19 protein-coding genes and 1 pseudogene are annotated in these 19808 nt (G+C 60.4%); 12 read left to right on the forward strand and 8 right to left on the reverse strand.

Annotation, left to right across the window (positions count from 1 at the left end; genetic code table 11):
• Window positions 1-20: 20 nt before the first annotated feature.
• Window positions 21-971: a GlxA family transcriptional regulator gene (locus J3P92_RS15780; protein WP_434648168.1), complete on the reverse strand. Its 951-nt coding sequence runs from the start codon at window positions 969-971 to the stop codon at window positions 21-23.
• 237 nt (window positions 972-1208) lie between these two features.
• On the opposite strand from J3P92_RS15780, the gene J3P92_RS15785 reads away from it, so the two are divergent.
• A complete protein-coding gene (locus J3P92_RS15785) occupies window positions 1209-1931 on the forward strand; it encodes a pirin family protein (protein ID WP_434648171.1) in 723 nt (240 codons plus the stop codon).
• A 65-nt stretch (window positions 1932-1996) separates the two neighbouring features.
• On the opposite strand, the gene J3P92_RS15790 is transcribed toward J3P92_RS15785, so the two are convergent.
• Window positions 1997-2872 carry a LysR family transcriptional regulator gene (locus J3P92_RS15790; RefSeq protein WP_434648174.1) on the reverse strand — a complete coding sequence of 292 codons (876 nt, stop codon included), beginning with the start codon at window positions 2870-2872 and terminating at the stop codon, window positions 1997-1999.
• A gap of 111 nt (window positions 2873-2983) precedes the next feature.
• Between J3P92_RS15790 and J3P92_RS15795 the strand changes: the two genes are divergently transcribed.
• From J3P92_RS15795 to J3P92_RS15805, 3 genes are all read left to right on the forward strand, one after another.
• Window positions 2984-4189 carry a YbfB/YjiJ family MFS transporter gene (locus J3P92_RS15795; protein WP_434648176.1) on the forward strand — a complete coding sequence of 402 codons (1206 nt, stop codon included), beginning with the start codon at window positions 2984-2986 and terminating at the stop codon, window positions 4187-4189.
• A 138-nt stretch (window positions 4190-4327) separates the two neighbouring features.
• Window positions 4328-4729: a hypothetical protein gene (locus tag J3P92_RS15800; RefSeq protein WP_434648178.1), complete on the forward strand. Its 402-nt coding sequence runs from the start codon at window positions 4328-4330 to the stop codon at window positions 4727-4729.
• Between the two features lie 177 nt (window positions 4730-4906).
• A complete protein-coding gene (locus J3P92_RS15805; protein WP_434648180.1) occupies window positions 4907-5113 on the forward strand; it encodes a hypothetical protein in 207 nt (68 codons plus the stop codon).
• Window positions 5114-5119: 6 nt separating this feature from the next.
• Here the strand turns inward: J3P92_RS15805 and J3P92_RS15810 are convergent, their stop codons facing one another.
• Window positions 5120-6163 (reverse strand): GlxA family transcriptional regulator, encoded by a 1044-nt coding sequence (locus J3P92_RS15810; protein ID WP_420765854.1) that lies wholly within the window; start codon window positions 6161-6163, stop codon window positions 5120-5122.
• Window positions 6164-6610: 447 nt separating this feature from the next.
• On the opposite strand from J3P92_RS15810, the pseudogene J3P92_RS15815 reads away from it, so the two are divergent.
• Window positions 6611-7465, forward strand: a pseudogene (locus J3P92_RS15815) (cache domain-containing protein); the annotation flags it as partial.
• Between the two features lie 204 nt (window positions 7466-7669).
• On the forward strand, window positions 7670-8374 hold the full coding sequence (locus tag J3P92_RS15820) for a methyl-accepting chemotaxis protein (RefSeq protein WP_434564126.1): 705 nt from the start codon (window positions 7670-7672) through the stop codon (window positions 8372-8374).
• A 138-nt stretch (window positions 8375-8512) separates the two neighbouring features.
• On the opposite strand, the gene J3P92_RS15825 is transcribed toward J3P92_RS15820, so the two are convergent.
• Both J3P92_RS15825 and J3P92_RS15830 read right to left on the reverse strand, forming a co-directional pair.
• Window positions 8513-9319, reverse strand: coding sequence for a DMT family transporter (locus tag J3P92_RS15825; protein WP_434648183.1), 807 nt, complete (start codon window positions 9317-9319; stop codon window positions 8513-8515).
• A 239-nt stretch (window positions 9320-9558) separates the two neighbouring features.
• Window positions 9559-10458 carry a glycine betaine ABC transporter substrate-binding protein gene (locus J3P92_RS15830; RefSeq protein ID WP_434606590.1) on the reverse strand — a complete coding sequence of 300 codons (900 nt, stop codon included), beginning with the start codon at window positions 10456-10458 and terminating at the stop codon, window positions 9559-9561.
• A 480-nt stretch (window positions 10459-10938) separates the two neighbouring features.
• Here J3P92_RS15830 and J3P92_RS15835 point away from each other — a divergent pair, with 480 nt between their 5' ends.
• The gene (locus J3P92_RS15835; RefSeq protein ID WP_434606592.1) at window positions 10939-12975 is read left to right on the forward strand and encodes an FAD-dependent oxidoreductase; all 2037 of its coding nucleotides are present in this window, start codon (window positions 10939-10941) and stop codon (window positions 12973-12975) included.
• Window positions 12976-13133: 158 nt separating this feature from the next.
• Here the strand turns inward: J3P92_RS15835 and J3P92_RS15840 are convergent, their stop codons facing one another.
• Both J3P92_RS15840 and J3P92_RS15845 read right to left on the reverse strand, forming a co-directional pair.
• Window positions 13134-13919 (reverse strand): pyrroline-5-carboxylate reductase family protein, encoded by a 786-nt coding sequence (locus tag J3P92_RS15840; RefSeq protein ID WP_434648185.1) that lies wholly within the window; start codon window positions 13917-13919, stop codon window positions 13134-13136.
• Complete coding sequence (locus tag J3P92_RS15845) at window positions 13916-14617, reverse strand: TetR/AcrR family transcriptional regulator (protein WP_434648188.1); 702 nt, start codon at window positions 14615-14617, stop codon at window positions 13916-13918. The genes J3P92_RS15840 and J3P92_RS15845 overlap by 4 nt, the downstream gene beginning before the upstream one ends.
• Before the next feature lie 458 nt (window positions 14618-15075).
• On the opposite strand from J3P92_RS15845, the gene J3P92_RS15850 reads away from it, so the two are divergent.
• Window positions 15076-15339 carry a hypothetical protein gene (locus tag J3P92_RS15850; RefSeq protein ID WP_420765848.1) on the forward strand — a complete coding sequence of 88 codons (264 nt, stop codon included), beginning with the start codon at window positions 15076-15078 and terminating at the stop codon, window positions 15337-15339.
• 225 nt (window positions 15340-15564) lie between these two features.
• Here J3P92_RS15850 and J3P92_RS15855 read toward each other — a convergent pair whose 3' ends face one another.
• Window positions 15565-16134, reverse strand: a complete 570-nt coding sequence (locus tag J3P92_RS15855; RefSeq protein WP_434606601.1) for a TetR family transcriptional regulator — start codon at window positions 16132-16134, stop codon at window positions 15565-15567.
• Window positions 16135-16336: 202 nt separating this feature from the next.
• Here J3P92_RS15855 and J3P92_RS15860 point away from each other — a divergent pair, with 202 nt between their 5' ends.
• The 4 genes from J3P92_RS15860 (at window position 16337) to J3P92_RS15875 (ending at window position 19805) form a co-directional block, all read left to right on the forward strand.
• Window positions 16337-17119, forward strand: a complete 783-nt coding sequence (locus J3P92_RS15860) for an SDR family NAD(P)-dependent oxidoreductase (protein ID WP_434606603.1) — start codon at window positions 16337-16339, stop codon at window positions 17117-17119.
• A 136-nt stretch (window positions 17120-17255) separates the two neighbouring features.
• Complete coding sequence (locus J3P92_RS15865; protein ID WP_420765845.1) at window positions 17256-17864, forward strand: LysE family translocator; 609 nt, start codon at window positions 17256-17258, stop codon at window positions 17862-17864.
• A 131-nt stretch (window positions 17865-17995) separates the two neighbouring features.
• Entirely contained in the window at window positions 17996-18901 is a 906-nt protein-coding gene (gene gcvA / locus J3P92_RS15870) for a transcriptional regulator GcvA (protein WP_420765844.1), read from the forward strand.
• 76 nt (window positions 18902-18977) lie between these two features.
• Window positions 18978-19805 (forward strand): EamA family transporter, encoded by an 828-nt coding sequence (locus J3P92_RS15875; protein ID WP_420765843.1) that lies wholly within the window; start codon window positions 18978-18980, stop codon window positions 19803-19805.
• Window positions 19806-19808 lie beyond the last annotated feature (3 nt).

The raw sequence follows: 19808 nt of genomic DNA on the forward strand, positions 1-19808 counted from the left end.
CCTGGACGGACACCCGAGGCTCAACTGAACTGCTGGCGGTACTGGATCGGCGTCAGGCCAAGCTTTTCGCTGAACAGCTGACGCATATGCCGCACGCTGCCAAAGCCACTGCGAAACGCCACGGTCTTGAGCGGCAAGTCGGTGGATTCGAGCAACTGACGCGCCCGATCGATGCGCGCCCCTTGAAGGAATTCCATGGGCGTCATCTTCACTTCGCGGACAAACAGCCGGGCAAAATGCCGGGTGCTCATGGCCGCGACCGCCGCCATGCGTTCCACGGTGAAGGGCTCCTCCAGATGCTCCATCACGTGGTTCTGCACCCGCGTGACCGCCGACTCCTGGGCCGCCACGGTCGCCACCAGCGGGCTGAACTGCGCTTGCCCGCCCTGGCGCTTCATCAGCACCAGCAGCACTTTGGCGACGTCCAGCGCGACTTTGCGGCCGTGGTCCTGGGCGACGATGGCCAAGGCCATGTCGATGCCGGCCGTGACACCGCCGGAGGTGATCAGCCGTCGGTCGCGCAAGAAGATTTTGTCGGTCTCGATCAATGCCTTGGGAAAACGCTGGATCAAGCGCTCGGTGTAGTGCCAGTGGGTGGTAACCCGGTGTCCATCGAGCAACCCCGCTTCGCCGAGCACAAACGCGCCGGTACAAATCGAGCCATAGCAGGTGGCCCTTGGCGCCGCCGCCCGCAACCATGTGTGCAAGCCCGGGTGCCGGTCGTTATAGGCACCGGGACCACCCGGCACGAGCAGTACGTCGTAGGCGGCCCAGGCCTGATCGATATGGATATCGGCATGGACAGTCACACCGTTGGACGCCCGCAACGGGCCTCGCTCGGTGCCCAGGGTCAGCAACTGATAGTGCTGGTCGGGTGCAAGAAAACGGTTGGCGATGGAAAACACTTCAAGCGGCCCGGCCATGTCGAGCAGCAGGAAATCGGGGAACAGCGCCATTGCTACGGTTTTCATGGGAAGACGCCAAGATCGAGAAGAACATGCCGGACCCTGTGGGAGCGAGCTTGTTCGCTTGCACAAGGATCATCGGTTGGCATTATGACCAAGCGAAGCGCCCGCTGCGAGATTGTCCACTCACAACGGACAGTATTTCCCTATTCACCTGCTTATTGAACAATCCGATAACCATTAACCTTCTTCTGAACCCGGCGAACGGCCACGGCCACCGCCCACTGAACCAGGAGAATTTCAATGCTGACCCTTCGCAAAGCTTCTGATCGCGGTATTGCCCGTCACGGCTGGCTGACGTCGTTCCACACCTTTTCGTTCGCCAGCTACCGCGACCTCAATCAACAGGGTTTTTCCGACCTGCTGGTGATCAACGACGACCGGGTCGCCGCCGCCAAAGGTTTCGGCCAGCACCCACACCGCGACATGGAGATTTTCTCCTACGTGCTCGAAGGGGCGCTGGAGCACAAGGACACCTTGGGCACCGGTTCGGTCATTCGCCCCGGTGATGTGCAATTGATGAGTGCTGGCAGTGGCGTAGCGCACAGTGAATTCAATCACAGCGCCGACGAGCCGGTGCATTTCCTGCAGATCTGGATCGTGCCCAACGTGGTGGGCGCCACGCCGCGTTATCAGCAGGAACATTTCAGTACCGAGCAGAAACGTGGCCGCCTGCAATTGATCATTTCGCCGGACGGGGCCCAGGAATCGCTCCACGTTCGCCAGGACGCGCGGGTTTATGCCGGGCTGTTCGACGGACAGGAAAGCGCCACGCTGACGTTGGCTGCCGATCGCTATGCCTATGTCCACGTGGCCCGGGGCAGCGTAGAGCTCAATGGCGTGCCGTTGCACGAAGGCGATGGCGTGCGGGTGCGCCAGGAACAGGTACTGACGCTGGGCAATGGCCAGGATGCCGAAGTGCTGGTATTTGACCTGCGGCCGCAGGAACTGCCGCAAATGCCGTGAGGCCAGTGTGCGGGACATCCTGTGGGAGCGAGCTTGCTCGCTCCCACAGGTTCTCTTATCCAGCGTTATTCGTTTTCCTGGGAAAACGCCGCGACAATCTCATCGATCACCGCCCGCACCCGCGCCGTGTGGCGCAAGTCCGCATGGGTCACCAGCCAGACCTCGTACGGCAGCGGTCGCGTGCGCTCAGGCCATAGGCGCACCAACCCGTCGCGTTCGCCCATGTACACCGGGATTTCCCCCACTCCGATACCCGCCGCAATCGAGCGACGCACCAACAGGCTCGAACTCAGGCTGGCAACGATCCGCCCGCGACTGACCGGCTCGGCGACCAGGGTAAAATCTTTTTGCGCCTGCAAATACGGCTGGTAGACAACCAGGTCATGGCCCTCGAACGCGCTGCCCGGCGTCGGCTCCCCATGGACATCGACATACTCGCGCGCCGCGAACAACCCCACCGGCCAGCGCGCGATCCGCCGTGCGATCAGGTCAGGGTTTTCTGGCCGGGTGTTGCGCACGGCAACGTCCGCTTCGCGCTTGACCAGGCTGATGATCTGCGTGGAGGCGTCCAACTGCACGCGCACGTCCGGGTGACGTTGGTGCAGGCGGGCAATGGCCGGGATCAGGAAGTCGATCGCCAATGAATCAGTCGTGGAGACGCGCACATTGCCCATCAGCCGATCGTCCAGTCCTTGTATCCGACGCTCCAGTTCCAGGGCCGACTGCTCCATTTTTTCCACGGACCTGAGCGCGGCCTCGCCCATTGACGTCAGGGCATAACCGTCGGGTGTGCGCAGAAACAGCGCGGCGCTCAGGGATTTCTCCAACGCGGCGATACGCCGGCCCACAGTCGCCTGGTCCACCCCCAGCACACGCGCCGCGCCTCGCAGGGTCGACTCCCGACACACCGCCAGGAATACCCGCGCATCGTCCCAATTCATCCGTCCTCCTATCGATGCAGAATTGCATCGCTGCGCCGCGCAATCGCTGCATAAACGCAACAACGATAGCCGATATGCTGGGCGCCATAAACCTTCTATGGGATCGCTACCATGCGTACATCATCCGCGGCGCTCGCTTCACCTTCCACGGGCATCTGGCTACCGATTTTCGCTGGCCTCTGTGCCAGCCTCGTCAGCATTGGCCTGGCGCGCTTCGCCTATACCCCCTTGATTCCGCCGCTGATCCAAGCGCATTGGTTCAGCCCCGGCGACGTGGTCTACCTCGGGGCCGCCAACCTTGTCGGATACCTGATCGGCGCCCTGCTCGGCCGGCCGATGGCCCGTCGACTGTCCCATAAAAACGCCTTGCGGCTGATGATGCTGGCCGTGACGGCCGCGTTTTTTGCCTGTGCCTTTCCTGTGTCCGTGGCTTGGTATTTCGCTTGGCGATTGCTGTCGGGCATCGCCGGCGGCGCGATCATGGTGCTGGTGGCGGCCACCGTGCTGCCCCATGTACCTGCCGCCCGCCGGGGGCTGGCCAGTGGCGCGATTTTCCTGGGCATCGGGCTGGGCATCGCCGGCTCCGGAACCCTTGTGCCGCCGCTGTTGAGCCTCGGCCTCGAAGCCACCTGGCTCGGGCTCGGCGTGCTGTCACTGGTCCTGACCGGGCTGAGCTGGTTCGGCTGGCCGCAGGATCTGCCCCAGGCAGGCGTGAGCGTGAAACATGACCCGCAAAAAGCACCCATGCCCCGCGCCGTCCATCAATTGTTTGCACAGTACGCATTCATGGCGGCGGGGTTGGTCCCGGCGATGGTGTTTTTGGTGGACTATGTCGCCCGCGGCCTTGAGGCCGGCGCCCATGTCGGTGCGCTGGTATGGGTGATGTACGGCTTGGGGGCGATTATCGGCCCGGTGACCTATGGCTTCCTGGCGGACCACCTGGGCGCGCGCAAAAGCATCCGATGGGTGCTGGCCGTGCAGGCGACTGCCCTTGTCTTGCTGGCGACCGCCCATTCATTCCTGGCGTTGGCGCTGCTGGCTGTGGTCATCGGTTCGTTCCCACCGGGTATCGTGCCGCTGGCCCTGGCCCGGGTGCATGAACTGGTACCGAACCATCATGGCCAGCAAGTCGCCTGGAGCCGGGCGACCGTTTCATTCGCCACATTTCAGGCGGTGGCGGGTTTTGCGTATTCGGCGCTGTTCAACGCCAGCGGCGGGCATCATGGGCTGCTGTTTTTGATTTCCGCAGGCGCAATTGTCGTCGCGTTGCTGGTGGACTATGTTCCTTCCATTGCGAGTTATGTATCAAAAGATTAAAGTTCCGCACGATCGTCGCCGCCCGACCAACGGTCAACTTTGTCATCATCTTGCAATGTTGACTCGGGCCGACAAGCCAAGCAGAATGATCTCACTTGGCCATCATTCTTTGTTGCAGGCCAATCACGGAAGAAAGAAATGAAAAGGATTGTTTCACTGGTCGCCGTCCTGACCGCTTACCCAGCCGCAGCGGACGTACATAAAATTCAGTACAGCTACGATGATTCGAATGCCGAATACGCCATCGTCTCGTTCGTTGAAAGTGGTTCGGCTGTACAGGCCACGGTAAAAAGAACCGGTGCCTATTTCACCAATTACACAAAGCTTGAACTTGATTGCGCCAGTCGCAATGTCCGTCACATGGGCATGTATAACAGCGTCGAGGGATTGGAAAAGGCTGATTTCGACCAGATGCAGGGCCGCATCGTCGAGGGCTCGATCGCTGGCGAAGTGGGCAAGGTGCTCTGCAAAGGCACTACCCTGACCGCCTCGCAAATGGAAGAAGTGCCAATCGAAAATCTGCTGGACGACCAGGGCTGAACCAAAGCCGTTTCCTGGAAGCTTTCTGACATGGAATGTCTGTGCAGTTGATCGACGAGGCTCGCAACCGCTCGCCATCCGCTGCCTTAAGACTCTTTTATTTCTGCCCAGACAGAAAAAAAGCCAACCTGACCGATAGCTTGAACACCCGTCTTTTACGACGGGCGGGGAATTGCAATGCACGCAAGAAAGATCTTCGAACTCCTGATGTCGTCCCTGGCCTATGTCCTCATCTCCTTGCTTTGGTTCGCCTACGCCGTGCCGGGGATGGTCGAGCTCGACTCTGACTTCTCCGTGATAACGGCCGCCTGCGGCTCGATTATCTGGCTGTGCGCCACGGGTTGTATCGCCTTGTACTTCGTTCAGAAAATGCGTACCGCCTGACAAGGCTCACGGCGATATCTGCTTGCGTCCAAACGTCGAGCGATAGCTGCCAGGCGGTACGCCGAAAAAATCCCGGAAGCGTCGCTGGAAATGCGGTGAGCTGACGAAACCCGTCGCGACGGCGATCTCGGTGACGGACCGGTTGGTCTGTTGGATCAGCTGGCGTGCACGGGTCAGGCGCAGCTCCAGGTAATAACGCGTCGGGGTCGCGCCGAGAAACCGGCAGAACCGCCGTTCCAGCTGGCGTTTGGAAACCTTGACGCACGCCGCCAGCTCATCGATCGTCAACGGCTCCTCGACGTTCTGCCACATCAGTTCCAGCGCCAGCTTGAGGCTTTCCGGCAGCGTCGGGTCCGTCTCGACGAAGATTGGCGGCAGGTCCGAGGCGTCATCCCCTGACTCATCGCAGCGAAGGATCTCTTCGATGGCTCCCACCAGCGTCTCCCCGCCCGTGCGGCGGATCAGTTGGAGCATCATGCGCAGCGAACTGTTGGCGCCCGCGCAACTGACCCGCTCACGGTCCACGACATAAGCGCGACTTGACACTTTCACGCCAGGGAACATCTCAGCCATCGTTGCGCGACTTTCCGGGTGGACCGCGCATTCGAAACCGTCGAGCAGGTTCGCCTCGGCCACGAAAAACACGCCATTCCACAACCCGCCCAACAACGCCCCGCAAGCCGCATTGGCGCGCAGCTTGCGCCGCAGTAATGGCGTACCCGCAAGCTTCACGCGAAAGCCGCCGGCGACAATCAGCACGTCCAGGTTGTCCGGCAACTGCGCCAGCTCAAGATCGGTTGAGATGACGATTCCCAGGTCGCTCGTCACCTGCCCGCCCGAAGCGCCTACCGTCAGCACTTCATACAGTGGCGTGTCGTTCATCAGGTTGGCGGTGACCAGTGCGTCCACCGCTCCGGTGAAGGACATCATCGAGAAGTTGTCCATCAGCACAAACGCGACGCGCACCGGCGCCTGGCTGACCGACGCAGTCCCTTGGGGCCGATAAGCCATGTTCTTGTTCTTGAGTACGCTTTCGAATGCGCTTGGCATGGGGCCTCGGATGCAGGAAGGCGATCTGGTGGGGAGCCGGCGCAAAGCCCGGAGCATGCCATCTTGCGGATTAACCGCAGGAGCGGCTTGTGTTCCCGCGACATAACCATCGGCATTAACGACGTCCGACAAATGGTGCTCTCAAGGGAATACGACCTTGGTCGATAGCGTGGATGTAGGCATGGGCGCTTTCCGTTCCAGAGTTCGCAATGCTCACCGCTAATGTTTCCGCCGTTCCAATACCGATAAATACCCGCGGGAGAAGTCATGAATATCAAACAGAAGCTGACCTGGGCGTTCGCAACCATTGCCTGCCTCCCGGTTATCCTGGTGGCGGTGCTCGTGGTGATGAACCTGCGCGATGCGGCACAAGCCAACTTCCTGGACAGCAGCGGCCGCGAAATCCGCCAGATCGACAACGGCATGAAGCAGTTCTTCGACGGCATCATGCAGAACGTTGAATTCTTCGCCAAGGACCCGCGGATCGTCGCGGCCAAAGACCTGAAGAACTACTCCGGCGCTGATGCTGCGCAAATTCCTCTTACCGAGAACAACAAACAACTGCTGGATATCTTCGATCGGTTCGCCAAGAGCCACCCGACCACCGCCTACCTATCCCTGGGCCTGGCGGACGGTGGCTACGCCAGTTGGCCGGATGATCCGAAAATCTCCAACTACGACCCGCGCCAGCGCCCCTGGTACAAGGCTGCCGTTGCCGCGCCGGGCACTACCGTGAAGACCGATGCCTATTACTGGGCCCCCGACGACGTGTCGCTGATCGGCATCGTGCACACCGTCGCCGATGCCAGCGGCAAGCTGGTTGGCGTGGTGGGCCTGGACGTGTCGCTCAAGCAACTGACCGAACTGGTGAAGAACATCAAGCTGGGCGACAGTGGCTACCTGATGCTGGTGGAAGGCAGCGGCAACGTCTTGGTGGACCCCGCCGACGCCAAGCACAACTTCAAACCCTTGGCCGACCTCGGTCCCAACTACGCAGCACTGGCCAAGAGCAGCGATGGCGCTACTCAGATCGAGATCGACGGCGTGCCGTACATGGCCAACATCGTCACCTCTAAAAGCCTGGGCTGGCGGTTCATCGGCCTGATCAAGCGTGACGAGGTGATGGCCGAAGCCGCGAGCCTGACCTGGTTGATCGCTATCATCGCCGCCGCGCTGGCCGTGGTCTTCGCGATCGTCGGCGCCAGCTTCGCCAGCGTTATCGTCCGGCCGATCCGCGGCGTTGCCAACGGCCTGCAGGAAATCGCTGAAGGTGAAGGCGACCTCACCCGCCAACTCGCTGTACAGGGCAAGGATGAAACCGCCACCCTGGCAAGCTGGTTCAACCAGTTCCTGGGCATGATTGCGCAACTGGTTCAACGCATCGGCAGCGCCTCCTCCGACCTGCAAACCGCAGCCGCGGACACCCGCGACGTCGCACAGAACATGAACGAAGCCGCCGGGCGCCAGCGCCAGGCCGTGGAGCTGGTGAGCACCGCGTTCAACGAAATGGTCGCCACCGCCAACGAAGTGGCCCGCTCGTGCAGCCAGGCCGCCGTCAGCGCGGACACCGGTTATCGGGATGTACACGACGGCCAGCACCACATCGGCGAAGCCACGGGCAGCGTGTTGAGGCTCAGTGAAGAATTGCAGCAGTCGACCCAGACCATGCAGGCGCTGGAACAGGACAGCAAGAACATCAACACGATCCTGGACACCATTCGCTCGATCGCCGAACAGACCAACCTGCTGGCCCTCAACGCGGCGATTGAAGCCGCACGCGCCGGCGACCAAGGCCGCGGCTTTGCCGTGGTGGCCGACGAAGTACGCGCCCTGGCGCGGCGCACCGCTGACTCCACCGGCGAGATCGACAGCTTGCTCGGCAACCTCGCCCGGCGCACCCAGGAAGTGACGCAACAGATGCAGAACAGCCTGCACGTGTCGCAAACCAGCGTCGAGCGCATCCAGCAGGCCCGCGACAGTTTCGACAAGATCCGCACCTCGGTGGACTCGATCCGCGACCAGAACACGCAGATCGCCACCGCTGCGGAACAACAGCACCAAGTGGCCGAAGACATCAACCGGCACATCGCGCAGATCCACTCCGATGCGCAGCTGGTTGAAGAGTTTGCTCACACCGCACAAACCGGTTCGGGGCGTTTGACGGATATCTCCGGACAGCTCAAGGGCTTGGTGGGACGCTTCAAGTTCTAAACTGGGCTTAAGTCCACTGAAGATCAAATGTGGGAAGCCTGCTCGCGAAAGCGTCGTCACAATCAGCGAAGGAGCTGAACGTGCCGACCTCTTCGCGAGCAGGCTCGCTCCCACAGGATTATGGGTTTGATGGAATCACTACCCTTTTGCCTTGATCGCATACATCCCGCCGGCAATTACCAGAAAGGCCCCTACGACTGTCCATGTGTCGGGCAGCTCGCCGAATACCAATAGGCCAATCAGCGTAGCGAACACCAGAAGAGAATAATTGAACGGTTGAAGTGTGGCTGCCGTTGCAACCTTCAGCGCCTGAAGCAATAACAGCTGGGCCACCACACCGGTCATGGAGAGCACCGCTATCAGGCCCCATTGCGCCGGGTTCGGTGCTACCCAACCTGGTAGACCCAACAAGGTAATCGCTATCGCGCCGAAAAAACCCATGTGAAGCATGTTCGTGGCGAACGAGTCTCCCCGGCTGATTCGTCGGGTCAGCACGCTGAAAATCGCAAAACCCAAGGCAGACAACAGCGGAATCAGCGCCGCCAGTTCGAAAACACTGGAGCCGGGACGAAGGATAACCAGCGTCCCCGTGAAGCCAATGGCGGCGGCAACCCATCGACGCACGCCAATGAACTCCCCTAGAAACGCCCCCGCCAACGCCAGTGTCATCAAGGGGAATACCGCGTACAGGGCATGCATTTCAGCGAGTCCCAGATAGCGCAGCCCCAATCCGAACAAGGCGCTCTCACCCACGCCAATGAGCGCACGAATGATCTGCTGGTAGGGATGGCGGCTTCGGCACGCGGTCCATAGGCTGCCCTGATAGGCGCTATAACCGACAGCAAAAGCCAGGAACACCCAATAACGCACCATCACCAATTGTGCGATCGGGAGCTCCTTGACCAGCACTTTGGTGACCCCATCCTGAGCTGCAAAGATCAGCATGGACAGAAGGCAAAGGACGATACCTAAGCGCGGTCGCGGGGCGTCATGATCATGCACCGCGCGCACCAGCCTCGGTCGAGGCCGACTTCAACCTGACGGGCGGTTCTTCATCAAGTTTGATATCCCATGTCGTGACCGTCATCGCTCAGCCTCTGAATAGAACAAGGACTCATCCAGCAGCGCCCTTGGCTCTCGACCAAGGGCACCGGACTGCAACAGCTATCGGACAGCAACGGCCATCACTGGGCTGGTGTCGCGGACGCCGTCTGGCTGCCAAACATCGCTTCGAAACGCGGTTTGTTGGCTGCGTAATACTCTGCCACCACCTTGTCCGCCGAGCTGTCACGGGCGTCCGCCATCAACTTCTCAAGGTCCGCTTTCGGAATCTTGAAGTTGGCGAAGAATCGGGCCACATCAGGGTGCTCCGCGCTGAAACCTTTGCGTGCGAAGGCGTGGATCTGCTCAGCGCCACCGAAAATCTGCTTCGGATCATCCAGGTAGCGCAGCGGCCATTTGGCGAACATCCAGTGCGGGCTCCAGGCGTTGACCAGTGACCATTTGTCACGCTTGAGGTTGCGATCCAATTCACTCAGCATCCCGGACTCTGAAGAAGCGACCATCTTGTAGCCGTCGAGCTTGTATTGCTCGATGGCTTTTTCCGTCAGCTTGTACTGACCATTGCCCACTTCCGAAGTGAGGATCTTGCCGCCGAGTTTCTCCCGCACTTCAGGCTTGTTGAGGTCTTCGACGCTGGCGATCTCGCTGGTTGGAATGGAGGTGGGCACCGCCATGCCGATCCGGCCTTCGTACAGCACGCCGAGGTCTTCGAGCCTGTCCTTGTACTTGTCATAGAACGACTTGTGGGTGCTGGGCAGCCAGACCATCGGGATCAGGTCGATATTGCCGTTGGCCAGGGCCTGGAACTGGATGCCGATATCGGCCAGCACCAACTTGACCGGTTGCTTGAGGTGATCCTGCAACGCGGTGTTCGCCAGTTTCACCGCGATCTCCGTATCCGACCAGTTCACCCAGCCGATGCGGATGGGCGCGGGTTCATCGGCCTGAGCGATCAGACTGCCGCAGGCAAATGCAAGGCCTGCAAACCAGCCGATAAAATTTTTACTGGATAACGTCATCATGTGCATCTCCGCAGACTGTATTAATAGTTATTGGCAGGGCAGCAGAAGCATTCATTTTCCATCACGACCGCAAGCGGCCATCCGGTGAGTTCTAGTTATCAAAATACAGGGACTTGTGTTTTCGGCCCTCCTCCGCCCTTTGGCGTTTCCAACCGCAATGACCGGCTCATTCACAGCGCTTTCTCGCGTGCCGGCAAAGCCTCGAACAAATCCCCCTCAGCAGGTAATCCGCCCAGCCTCCAGACCGTTGGGGGCAAACCCTGAATCCACCGCTGCGTGGGAGGCACCCATCGCGCCACCACGCTGATGCAGGCGAGCGGCCGCACGTGCCGAATCCCCCTGTTTCGACTGGATGGTAATCCTGGTTTTCCTGCCACGCAAGAAAAATGTACACCCGTGTCTTACTCGTTGACACACCTGAACATTCAACATACCGTTATGTCAAAACCCAGCCTGATGTTCTGTTCCCGGAGCAACACCATGTCCAGCGATCCTTTGCTGCAGCCCTACAAAATCAAGCATCTGACGCTCAAGAATCGGATCATGACCACCTCGCATGAGCCCGCGTATCCCGTCGATGGCATGCCGAAGGATCTGTACCGTGCCTATCATGTCGAGCGGGCGAAGGCCGGCGTGGCGCTGACCATGACTGCCGGCTCCGCTGCCGTTTCTCGGGATAGCCCGCCGGTATTCAACAACGTGCTGGCGTACAAGGACGAAGTGGTCAAATGGATGAAAGACCTGACCGATGAGTGCCACGAACACGGCGCGGCGGTGATGATCCAGCTCACCCACCTGGGACGCCGCACGCGCTGGGACAAGGCCGACTGGCTGCCGGTTGTCTCGCCGTCCCATCGCCGCGAAGCGTCCCACCGGGCGTTTCCGAAAAAGCTGGAAGACTGGGACATCGACCGCATCATCAAGGATTACGTCGATGCCGCCGAGCGCATGAAAGCCGCGGGACTTGATGGCCTGGAGTTGCAGGCCTACGGGCACCTCATGGATCAATTTTGGTCGCCACTGACCAATGAGCTTGATGGGCCCTACGGCGGTTCCCTGGAAAACCGAATGCGCTTTACCTTCGATGTGTTGCGCGGTATCCGCCAGCGTTGCGGCGAGGACTTCCTCCTTGGTGTGCGCTACACCGGCGACGAGGATCTTCCCGGCGGTTTTGGTTTCAGCGACGGCATCCAGATTTCCCACATGCTCAAGGACAGCGGCCTGGTGGATTTCCTAAACGTCGTGCGCGGTCATATCGATACCGATGCGGGCCTCACCGACGTGATACCGATCCAGGGCATGCGCAACTCGCCGCACCTGGATTTTGCCGGGGAGATCCGCTCGGCAACCGGTTTCCCGACGTTCCATGCGGCCAAGATTCCGGACGTCGCCACGGCGCGACACGCCATCGCCTCTGGCAAGGTGGACATGATCGGCATGACCCGCGCCCACATGACCGACCCGCACATCGTGCGCAAGATCATCGAAAAACGTGAAGAAGAGATCCGTCCTTGCGTTGGCGCCAACTACTGCCTGGACCGTATCTATCAGGGCGGCGCGGCGTACTGCATCCACAACGCCGCCACCGGCCGCGAAACCACCATGCCCCATGAGATTCCCAAGGCATCGGTCAAGCGCAAGGTGGTGGTGATTGGCACCGGCCCGGCGGGCCTGGAAGCAGCACGGGTGGCCGGCGAACGCGGCCATGACGTCACGGTGTTCGAAGTGGCGGATCAGCCCGGGGGGCAGATCCGCTTGACCGCGCAAAGCGAACGGCGGCGCGAGATGATCAGCATCATCGATTGGCGCATGACGCAGTGCGAACGGCTGGGCGTAAGGTTCCACTTCAACACCTGGGCCGAAGCCGAGACGGTCCTGGCCGAAGAACCGGATGTGGTGATCGTTGCCACAGGCGGCTTGCCCCATACCGAGGTGCTCAAGCTAGGCAATGAGCTGGTGGTGTCGACCTGGGACATCATCTGCGGCGATGTCAAGCCTGGCCAGAACGTGCTGATCTTCGATGACGCCGGCGACCACGCGGCGCTCCAGGCCGCCGAGGTCATCGCCAACAGCGGCGCGAAACTGGAGATCGTCACGCCGGACCGGTCGTTTTCGCCGGAGGTGATGGCGATGAACCTGGTGCCGTACATGCGCAGCCTGCAAGACCTGAACGTCACGTTCACGGTCACGTATCGGGTCGACTCGGTGGAGCAACGCGACGGGCAGCTGGTTGCCCACTTCGGTAGCGATTACGGCCAGGTGCACAAGCAGCGCGTGGTCGATCAGGTGGTGGTCAACCATGGCACCCTGCCGCTGGACGATCTGTACTTCGAACTGCGCCCATATTCGAGCAACAACGGCGCGGTCGAACAGCACAACCTGATCGCAGGGAACCCCCAGAACATCGTGACCAACCCCGAGGGCCGCTTCCAGTTGTTCCGGATCGGCGACGCGGTGTCGGCGCGTAATACCCACGCGGCCATCTATGATGCGCTGCGGCTGGTCAAGGACATCTGAAGTCGTGCCCAACATGATCTTTTCAATTGCTGAAAACTGAAGTGGGAGCGGGCTTGCTCCCGATAGCGGTGCCTCAGTCACAGGGATGTAGGACCGGCTGCCGTCATCGCGAGCAAGCTCGCTCCCATAAGGGTTTTGCGGACGCGGGACTCTTGGGGTCAGGCTTGAAGCCCTTTGCGCGCCACGGCGGCGCCCGCTTGCAATGCCCTTCCCACCTGCGCCTCGAAATGCCCCTGGGTCATCGATTGCAAGGCGGCGGCTGTCACGCCGCGGTAGGCAACCAGAGTATCGATCATTTGCTGGGCGTCGCGGGTGGCCAGCAACTGGCTGCTGTTGATCACGACATTGCTTGCGGCAAGCTGCGCAATCTCGCCGGGGATACCGGCTGCCATCGCCTGATTCGCCAACGCTGTCATCAACAAGGCAGGAAAGGCCGGGCCGGTGCCCGAAAGCGCAGAGAGGTAATCGATAAAGTCTTCCTGCTGGACCTCTGCAGCAGTGCCCACGCATTCGAACAACTGCTGAATGAGGGTCTTCGTCATCGGTTCCACCGCGCCAGCGCAATACCAAGGCGTAAAGGACTGCCCGATTTCCACCGCCGCGTTGGGCATCGCCCGCACGACTCTTGAGGCCAAGGTCCGTGCGGCGATTGCCTGCGCCGTGATCCCGGCCATCAATGAGATCACCGTCTTGCCCGATGCGTCGAGGGTCAGGCTGGCGAATTGCTCGGGTCTTACTGCGATGATGATGACGTCGCTGCGATCCGCCAGTGCCTGGTTATCGGTGACCAGGCAAACGCCTTGCTTCGCCAATGGATGGGCACCTGAGCGATTGGAAATAATCAGATTACCCGCCGGCAACCAGGCCTTCGCCAACACGGCCTTGGCAATCGCCGCGCCCAACCACCCCGTTCCGCCGACGATTCCCAGCGTCACTTCATTCATTTTTCAGCCGTTTCTTCAAAGGTTTCCATCAGCGGCACGAACACCCCTGACTCTTTTTCGGCATAACCGAATTTGCCATAAAACCGATCCAGCTCACGCTGCTTGGGCACCTTGCCGGTGAAAATGCTCACGTAATGCGGGATGCGCTGGAAGCGCACGGTGATCAGCTCGCTGGTGTTCATGGTGATGTAGCCGATCTGCGTCAGATAAATCGTCCGAGCCCGTGCGTCGGCCCCCTGGCTGTCGTAGCCGAAGCGCTTGAACATGCTTGCCAGGGCGCCCATACGTTGCTCGTCGACAATGGCGACCTGTTGCGCGACGTCTGCGGACTGGAGCGCCCAACTGCGCACCGCAAATTCAAACTGAGAATCGAACAATCGCGGATTGAGCCAACATTCAAAAACATTCAGGATCGCCTCGGAGATGCTCTCGGCGTAGCTTTCGCTTTGCCGGATCAAACCCCCGGTGTTGGTTTCGCGCCAGCGCGACAGCAAGGCCGCCAGCAACTGTTCGCGATCCTCGAAAAACCAATAGAAGCTGGTGCGTGACAAACCTAGGCGTTTGGCCAACGGCATGACCCGGACCGCATCGATGCCGGACTCCTTCAAAGCCTCATAGGCCGCTTCCAGCCACCCTTCGGGCGACCCTCGCCAACCTGCGTCCTGGGCCTTGCCACGCGTCTTTCCCACCTGGGGCATCTTGCATCCACCTTATTGAACATACGTAACGCGAATGTACTCGGATGACCGCTAAATGTACACCTAAGTACATTTGATTGACGAGCCGTTCCCTCCTCTCCCCGAGGTCGCGAAAGGACCAATGAGCGCAAGTCATGGGTCGCCCAAAGTGTCGCCCTGGCCCGGTCGCGGTTGCTCGGCGATCACTTGCAGACGAGCAACCTGGTCCGTCCCACCCCAACCCTCTTACGCACTGATGCCAAGCTCTGCCTCCTGGGCCCGTTGGGCCGGACGTCTGAGCGGCAAAGTGTCAGGCGTTTTCGCGAACGGCTGATGACACATCTGGCCCAAACGAAGGATGTTTGATCGGTGGCGCCTCGACCCGTTTTTTATCAATCTGCTTAAAAAACCGGGCCTGCGGCCGATACCCATGACAAGAGCCCAGCGACTGGGTAGCTGGATGGCGGCGGGAACCGGTAATGACAGACATATATCTGCTGATAGCGAGCGGTACGGACCAGAGCGATGCGTACGTCCTGGGTTGGTTCGATGACCGAACCAAGGCCCGGGAAGTGGCCGAGCAGAAGGAATGGGAAGCTTATCGAGCCAGTCTGAAGGCGGAACACCCTTGGTCAAGCCATAAACCACTGGCACCGGACAAGACCGAATACCGGCGCTACTGGATCAAGACCGTTTCGAAATTCGAACACGTTTCCATCCCGAGGTCCCTCGCGGTGCACTGACAGCCCTGCCCCTCATAGCATCGATTCATTGCGAAAATTTAACGAACCGCGCGCGCTCGCCAAGGGTCTAGAAAACTAAGCCCATCCGATGAGAGCGTTCCTATGTTGAAATTTCTTGGTGGTACCGTTGGGATCATTTTCCTGATCGGCCTGATCGTGGTCATAGCCTTGTTCAAGTTCATTTTCTGATCCGGCCAGCGGTAGCGCATTGCGCTACCGCTGGCTTTACACGGGTTCGGACGCGGGCAATAACGCCAGGATCCGATCACGGCAGACTTGCAGTATCTCATCCGCCAACGGAGCATCATCCGGACAGGCCCGCGACAGCATGACTGCGCCGACGGCCTGGGCGAACAGGTTGATCATCGCTGCCCGGCCCCCTTCTTCTGTCGCCCCGAGCTTTTCCTCCAGTGCAGCCAGGGTGCCCTCCAATCCAGTGGCAAACGTGGTTTTCACCTCATCGTCCTGACGCGCCGCGTCGCCGCACAATGCCGCCATCGTGCAGCCGTTGCCCCGCGCATCGCGGTGCTCGCGCGAGACATACATGGCGAAAAAACCCGCGACATCCAGTTTGCTTGCGCTGGTCAATGAGCGCGAAAGACTGTCTGCGGCGGCTTCCGCCATCAGGTCGGCTTTCGAACCGAAATGCTTGTAGAAACCACCGTGAGTGAAGCCGGCGGCGGCCATCAGGTCCGCCACACCGATGCCGTCAAAGCCACGTTCACGAAACAGAACAGACGCCGTCTCGACGATATGTTGCCGGTTTGCCTGTGCCTGAGCCTTAGTCACTCTCATTTTTCATCACCTCGTACCGCTCGAATCATGCCTCGCATCATACATAGATGCCGACCATAATCAAATTCATTGACATCTTAGATTTCGGTCATCATCCTAACAACCAACCCACACGCCCCCCCTAAGCTCGATGTGGACCGCCAACGGCGGCGAAAAACCCCGCCGTAGATCCCACGTCTTAATCCCTGAAGAGACCGACACCATGACCACTCGCAAAACCGTCCTCATCACTGGCGCTTCCACCGGTATCGGCGCTGTCTATGCCAAGCGCTTTGCCCAACGCGGCCACGATCTCGTGCTGGTGGCCCGTGACAACGCCCGGCTGGAAGCATTGGCAACCGAGCTGCGCAACGAACACCATATTACCGTCGATGTGCTCCAGGCCGACCTCACCCAATCCGCTGACTTGAACCGGGTCGAAGCGCGCCTGCGAGATGACGACCGTATCGGCATCCTGATCAACAACGCGGGCGCGGCCCAATCCGGCAGTTTTATCGAACAGACCACCGACAGCGTCGCGCACCTGGTTTCGCTCAACACCACCGCGTTGGTACGGCTCGCCAGCGCCGTCGCTCCACGCCTGGCAAAGGCCGGCGACGGCGCGATCATCAATATTGGCTCGGTGGTCGGCTTGGCGCCGGAATTCGGCATGTCGGTATATGGCGCGACCAAGGCATTCGTGTTGTTCCTCTCCCAGGGGCTCAGCCTCGAACTCAACCCCAAGGGCGTCTACGTCCAAGCCGTCCTGCCGGCGGCTACCCGGACCGAAATCTGGGAACGCGCGGGCATCGACGTCAATACGCTGAGTGAAATCATGGAAGTGGACGATCTGGTCGACGCGGCGCTGATCGGCTTCGATCGTCGCGAACCGGTGACCATTCCGCCACTGCAGGACGGCGCTCGCTGGGATGCGTTGCAGGCCGCGCGCCAAGGGTTGCTGGGGCAGATCAAGCAATCGGCGGTGGCTGAGCGGTACAAGGCCTGACGGTTCCAAGGTCACCGCTGCGCCGCCGCGGTTCCCTCTATCGGTTAGCCAAATGGCGGTGAAGTGGATTAAGCGCTTTCCATGATCGCTGTTCACCCGCAGGATGTGCTCGGGATCACCACACCTGGACTGGATCATGCCATTTGAGACTTGGTTGCTCTATCTGCTCACCTGCTGCGGCATTGCGGTAGCGCCAGGCCCCAATGCGTTGTTGGCGCTTACCCATGGGGCAATTCATGGAACCCGCAAGACGTTGTTCACTATCGCAGGCGGCGTACTCGGCTTTTCAGTCGTGCTTTCGCTTTGCGCATTGGGGCTGGGTGCGCTGATCCAGGCATCCGCCACTTGGTTCACGGCACTGAAGATCGTTGGCGGGCTCTACCTGATCTGGTTGGGCTTCGGTCTGTGGCGATCCCCGCCCGTCAGTCTCGACGCGACGAGTAACGAAGGCTTTCGACGGTGGTCGCTGTTCCGCCAAGGCTTGGTATCGGCCATCTCCAATCCCAAGGCGCTGCTGCTGTTCACCGCGTTCATCCCGCCCTTCCTTGATCCGCACCGCAATATCATTGCGCAGACACTCACTATTGCGCTGACTTACGCCGTGGTCGAATTCATCGTTGAATACTTTGTCGCCAGCGCAGCTCACCGGGTCAGGCCTTGGCTGGCTCGAACCGGGCGCCGGTTCAACAAAGTCTGCGGTGGCTTTTTTGTGGCTTTTGGGGTGAGCTTGCCCATTCATAGCTGAATACCTGAACCGCAATCATTGCCTACCCATCGGACCATCGCGTAGAAAGCGCCCCCGACTCCAGGCCCTGGCTCTATCATGAGCTAACGTTCATGATTTGCTTTTGCGCCGAATTGCCGGGATACCTATACATGAGAGACCTGCCGCCGACCGCCACATTGCGTGCCTTTGAAGTCGCCACCCGACACCCCACGTTCACCGCGGCCGCGCAGGAGCTGCACGTGACGCAGAGCGCAGTCAGTCACCAGCTCAAGCACCTGGAGGCGCTTTGGGGGTTGCAGTTGTTCGAGCGTGGCAAGTCACTGACCCTCACGGCAGCGGGGGCTACGCTGGCGCCCATCGTGCGGGAATTTTTCATGAGCCTGGAAGCGACCCTGGGCGATCTGCGCGAGCAGAAAGGCAGGGTCAGGCTCGAAGTCAGCACCACGTATTCCTTCGCGCTGAAATGGCTGCTGCCGCGCTTGCCGGGGCTTTCCCGCCATTATCCGGAACTGTTGGTCGCGCTGGACACCACCGATAAGATCATCCATTTCTCCAACGCCCAAGCCGATGTTGCGATCCGGCTTGGCAAAGGCAACTATCCCGGCCTGTATTCGGAATTCCTGTTCGGCGAGCAGGTGTTTCCAGTGGCGAGCCCCGATCTGCTGCAGCGCTTGGGCATGCCACACAGCCCCGCCGAACTGCTGCATTACCCGCTGCTGACCCGTGACGGCGCCGAGCTGGTACCAAAATGGGAGGACTGGTTTCAGAAGGTTGGGTTGGAATTGTCGCCGCTCAAGGAGAGCGTCAGGTTCGGCGACACCAACATGACAGTGGAGGCCGCGTTGCTCGGCCAAGGTGTTGCCTTGGTGCGTAGCGGCCACGTTGAAACCGAAATCAGCGACGGCCGCCTGGTGCGGCTGTTCGATGTGCCGTTTGCGTCACCGCTTGCCTATTATTTTGTCTGTCCCAAGGGCATCGAATCGCAACCGCACATCGTCAGCTTCCGCCAATGGCTGGCCAGCGAGGCGTTGAAGGTTCAACACGTCTACGACTGATACATGAGATTTTGCTCATGAACCAATGAGGAGACTTCTCTGTCGCCCGGCCGTCGCGCTGCCTAGAATGGCGACCATGCCTACCCATATCGTCCTGCTGGTCCTGTTCGCCGCGCTCCTGCATGCCAGCTGGAATGCCTTGCTGCGTGGCGGCGCCGATCGACTCTGGTCAATGACGGTCATGTGTATCGTCATCGCCATCGTCTGTGCCATCGCCGCGATATTCATGGTGCCACCGGCGCCGGCCAGCTGGGGCTATGGGTTGCTTTCGGCGTTGCTGCACGTGGGCTACAACCTGTTTCTGGTGCGCAGCTACCGGGTCGGCGACTTGGGGCAGATCTATCCGATTTCCCGCGGATCGTCACCGGCGTTGATCACCCTGGGGGCGGCGATCTTTGCCGGAGAAAACATTACCCCCGGTGAGCTGCTCGGTATCGGCCTGGTGTCCGGCGGCATCATTTCCCTGGCCTTCCGTGGACGCAGCCTGTCGGTTCCCAGCCTGCCCTATGCGCTGGGAACGGGTTGCTTCATCGCGGCCTATAGCGTCGTCGACGGCATGGGCGCCAGGCTTTCCGGCGCGCCGCTCGCCTACACGGTGTGGATGTGCGCCGCGTGGGGTGTGCTGATGCCTCTCGTGTACATCGGCCTGCGCGACGCCCGCAGCTTATTCTCCGTCCGGCCCGGGATACTCGCCGCGTCGGTCGGCGGGCTGGTCTCGCTGATCGCCTATGCAATTGTCATCTACGCCATGAACGAAGCGCCTCTGGGCGCGGTATCGGCATTGCGCGAGACCAGCGTGTTGTTCGCGGTATTGATTGGCTACCTGTTTCTTGGCGAGACGCTCACCGCCCGCCGGGTCTTGGCGTGCACCGTGATCGCCAGCGGCACCTTCATCATCGGCTGACCC

This window comes from Pseudomonas sp. D3-27, assembly GCF_051132165.1.
Lineage (GTDB): Bacteria > Pseudomonadota > Gammaproteobacteria > Pseudomonadales > Pseudomonadaceae > Aquipseudomonas.

What these genes read in the sequence shown, in the direction of transcription:
- J3P92_RS15830 (WP_434606590.1), bottom strand. Translation starts at nt 10,458, where the DNA reads ATGATGACGTTATCCAGTAAAAATTTTATCGGCTGGTTTGCAGGCCTT.
- J3P92_RS15790 (WP_434648174.1), bottom strand. Translation starts at nt 2,872, where the DNA reads ATGAATTGGGACGATGCGCGGGTATTCCTGGCGGTGTGTCGGGAGTCG.
- J3P92_RS15860 (WP_434606603.1), top strand. Translation starts at nt 16,337, where the DNA reads ATGACCACTCGCAAAACCGTCCTCATCACTGGCGCTTCCACCGGTATC.
- gcvA (WP_420765844.1), top strand. Translation starts at nt 17,996, where the DNA reads ATGAGAGACCTGCCGCCGACCGCCACATTGCGTGCCTTTGAAGTCGCC.
- J3P92_RS15855 (WP_434606601.1), bottom strand. Translation starts at nt 16,134, where the DNA reads ATGAGAGTGACTAAGGCTCAGGCACAGGCAAACCGGCAACATATCGTC.
- J3P92_RS15785 (WP_434648171.1), top strand. Translation starts at nt 1,209, where the DNA reads ATGCTGACCCTTCGCAAAGCTTCTGATCGCGGTATTGCCCGTCACGGC.
- J3P92_RS15795 (WP_434648176.1), top strand. Translation starts at nt 2,984, where the DNA reads ATGCGTACATCATCCGCGGCGCTCGCTTCACCTTCCACGGGCATCTGG.
- J3P92_RS15840 (WP_434648185.1), bottom strand. Translation starts at nt 13,919, where the DNA reads ATGAATGAAGTGACGCTGGGAATCGTCGGCGGAACGGGGTGGTTGGGC.
- J3P92_RS15835 (WP_434606592.1), top strand. Translation starts at nt 10,939, where the DNA reads ATGTCCAGCGATCCTTTGCTGCAGCCCTACAAAATCAAGCATCTGACG.
- J3P92_RS15875 (WP_420765843.1), top strand. Translation starts at nt 18,978, where the DNA reads ATGCCTACCCATATCGTCCTGCTGGTCCTGTTCGCCGCGCTCCTGCAT.
- J3P92_RS15780 (WP_434648168.1), bottom strand. Translation starts at nt 971, where the DNA reads ATGAAAACCGTAGCAATGGCGCTGTTCCCCGATTTCCTGCTGCTCGAC.
- J3P92_RS15865 (WP_420765845.1), top strand. Translation starts at nt 17,256, where the DNA reads ATGCCATTTGAGACTTGGTTGCTCTATCTGCTCACCTGCTGCGGCATT.
- J3P92_RS15810 (WP_420765854.1), bottom strand. Translation starts at nt 6,163, where the DNA reads ATGCCAAGCGCATTCGAAAGCGTACTCAAGAACAAGAACATGGCTTAT.
- J3P92_RS15800 (WP_434648178.1), top strand. Translation starts at nt 4,328, where the DNA reads ATGAAAAGGATTGTTTCACTGGTCGCCGTCCTGACCGCTTACCCAGCC.
- J3P92_RS15805 (WP_434648180.1), top strand. Translation starts at nt 4,907, where the DNA reads ATGCACGCAAGAAAGATCTTCGAACTCCTGATGTCGTCCCTGGCCTAT.
- J3P92_RS15850 (WP_420765848.1), top strand. Translation starts at nt 15,076, where the DNA reads ATGACAGACATATATCTGCTGATAGCGAGCGGTACGGACCAGAGCGAT.
- J3P92_RS15825 (WP_434648183.1), bottom strand. Translation starts at nt 9,319, where the DNA reads ATGCTGATCTTTGCAGCTCAGGATGGGGTCACCAAAGTGCTGGTCAAG.
- J3P92_RS15845 (WP_434648188.1), bottom strand. Translation starts at nt 14,617, where the DNA reads ATGCCCCAGGTGGGAAAGACGCGTGGCAAGGCCCAGGACGCAGGTTGG.
- J3P92_RS15820 (WP_434564126.1), top strand. Translation starts at nt 7,670, where the DNA reads ATGGTCGCCACCGCCAACGAAGTGGCCCGCTCGTGCAGCCAGGCCGCC.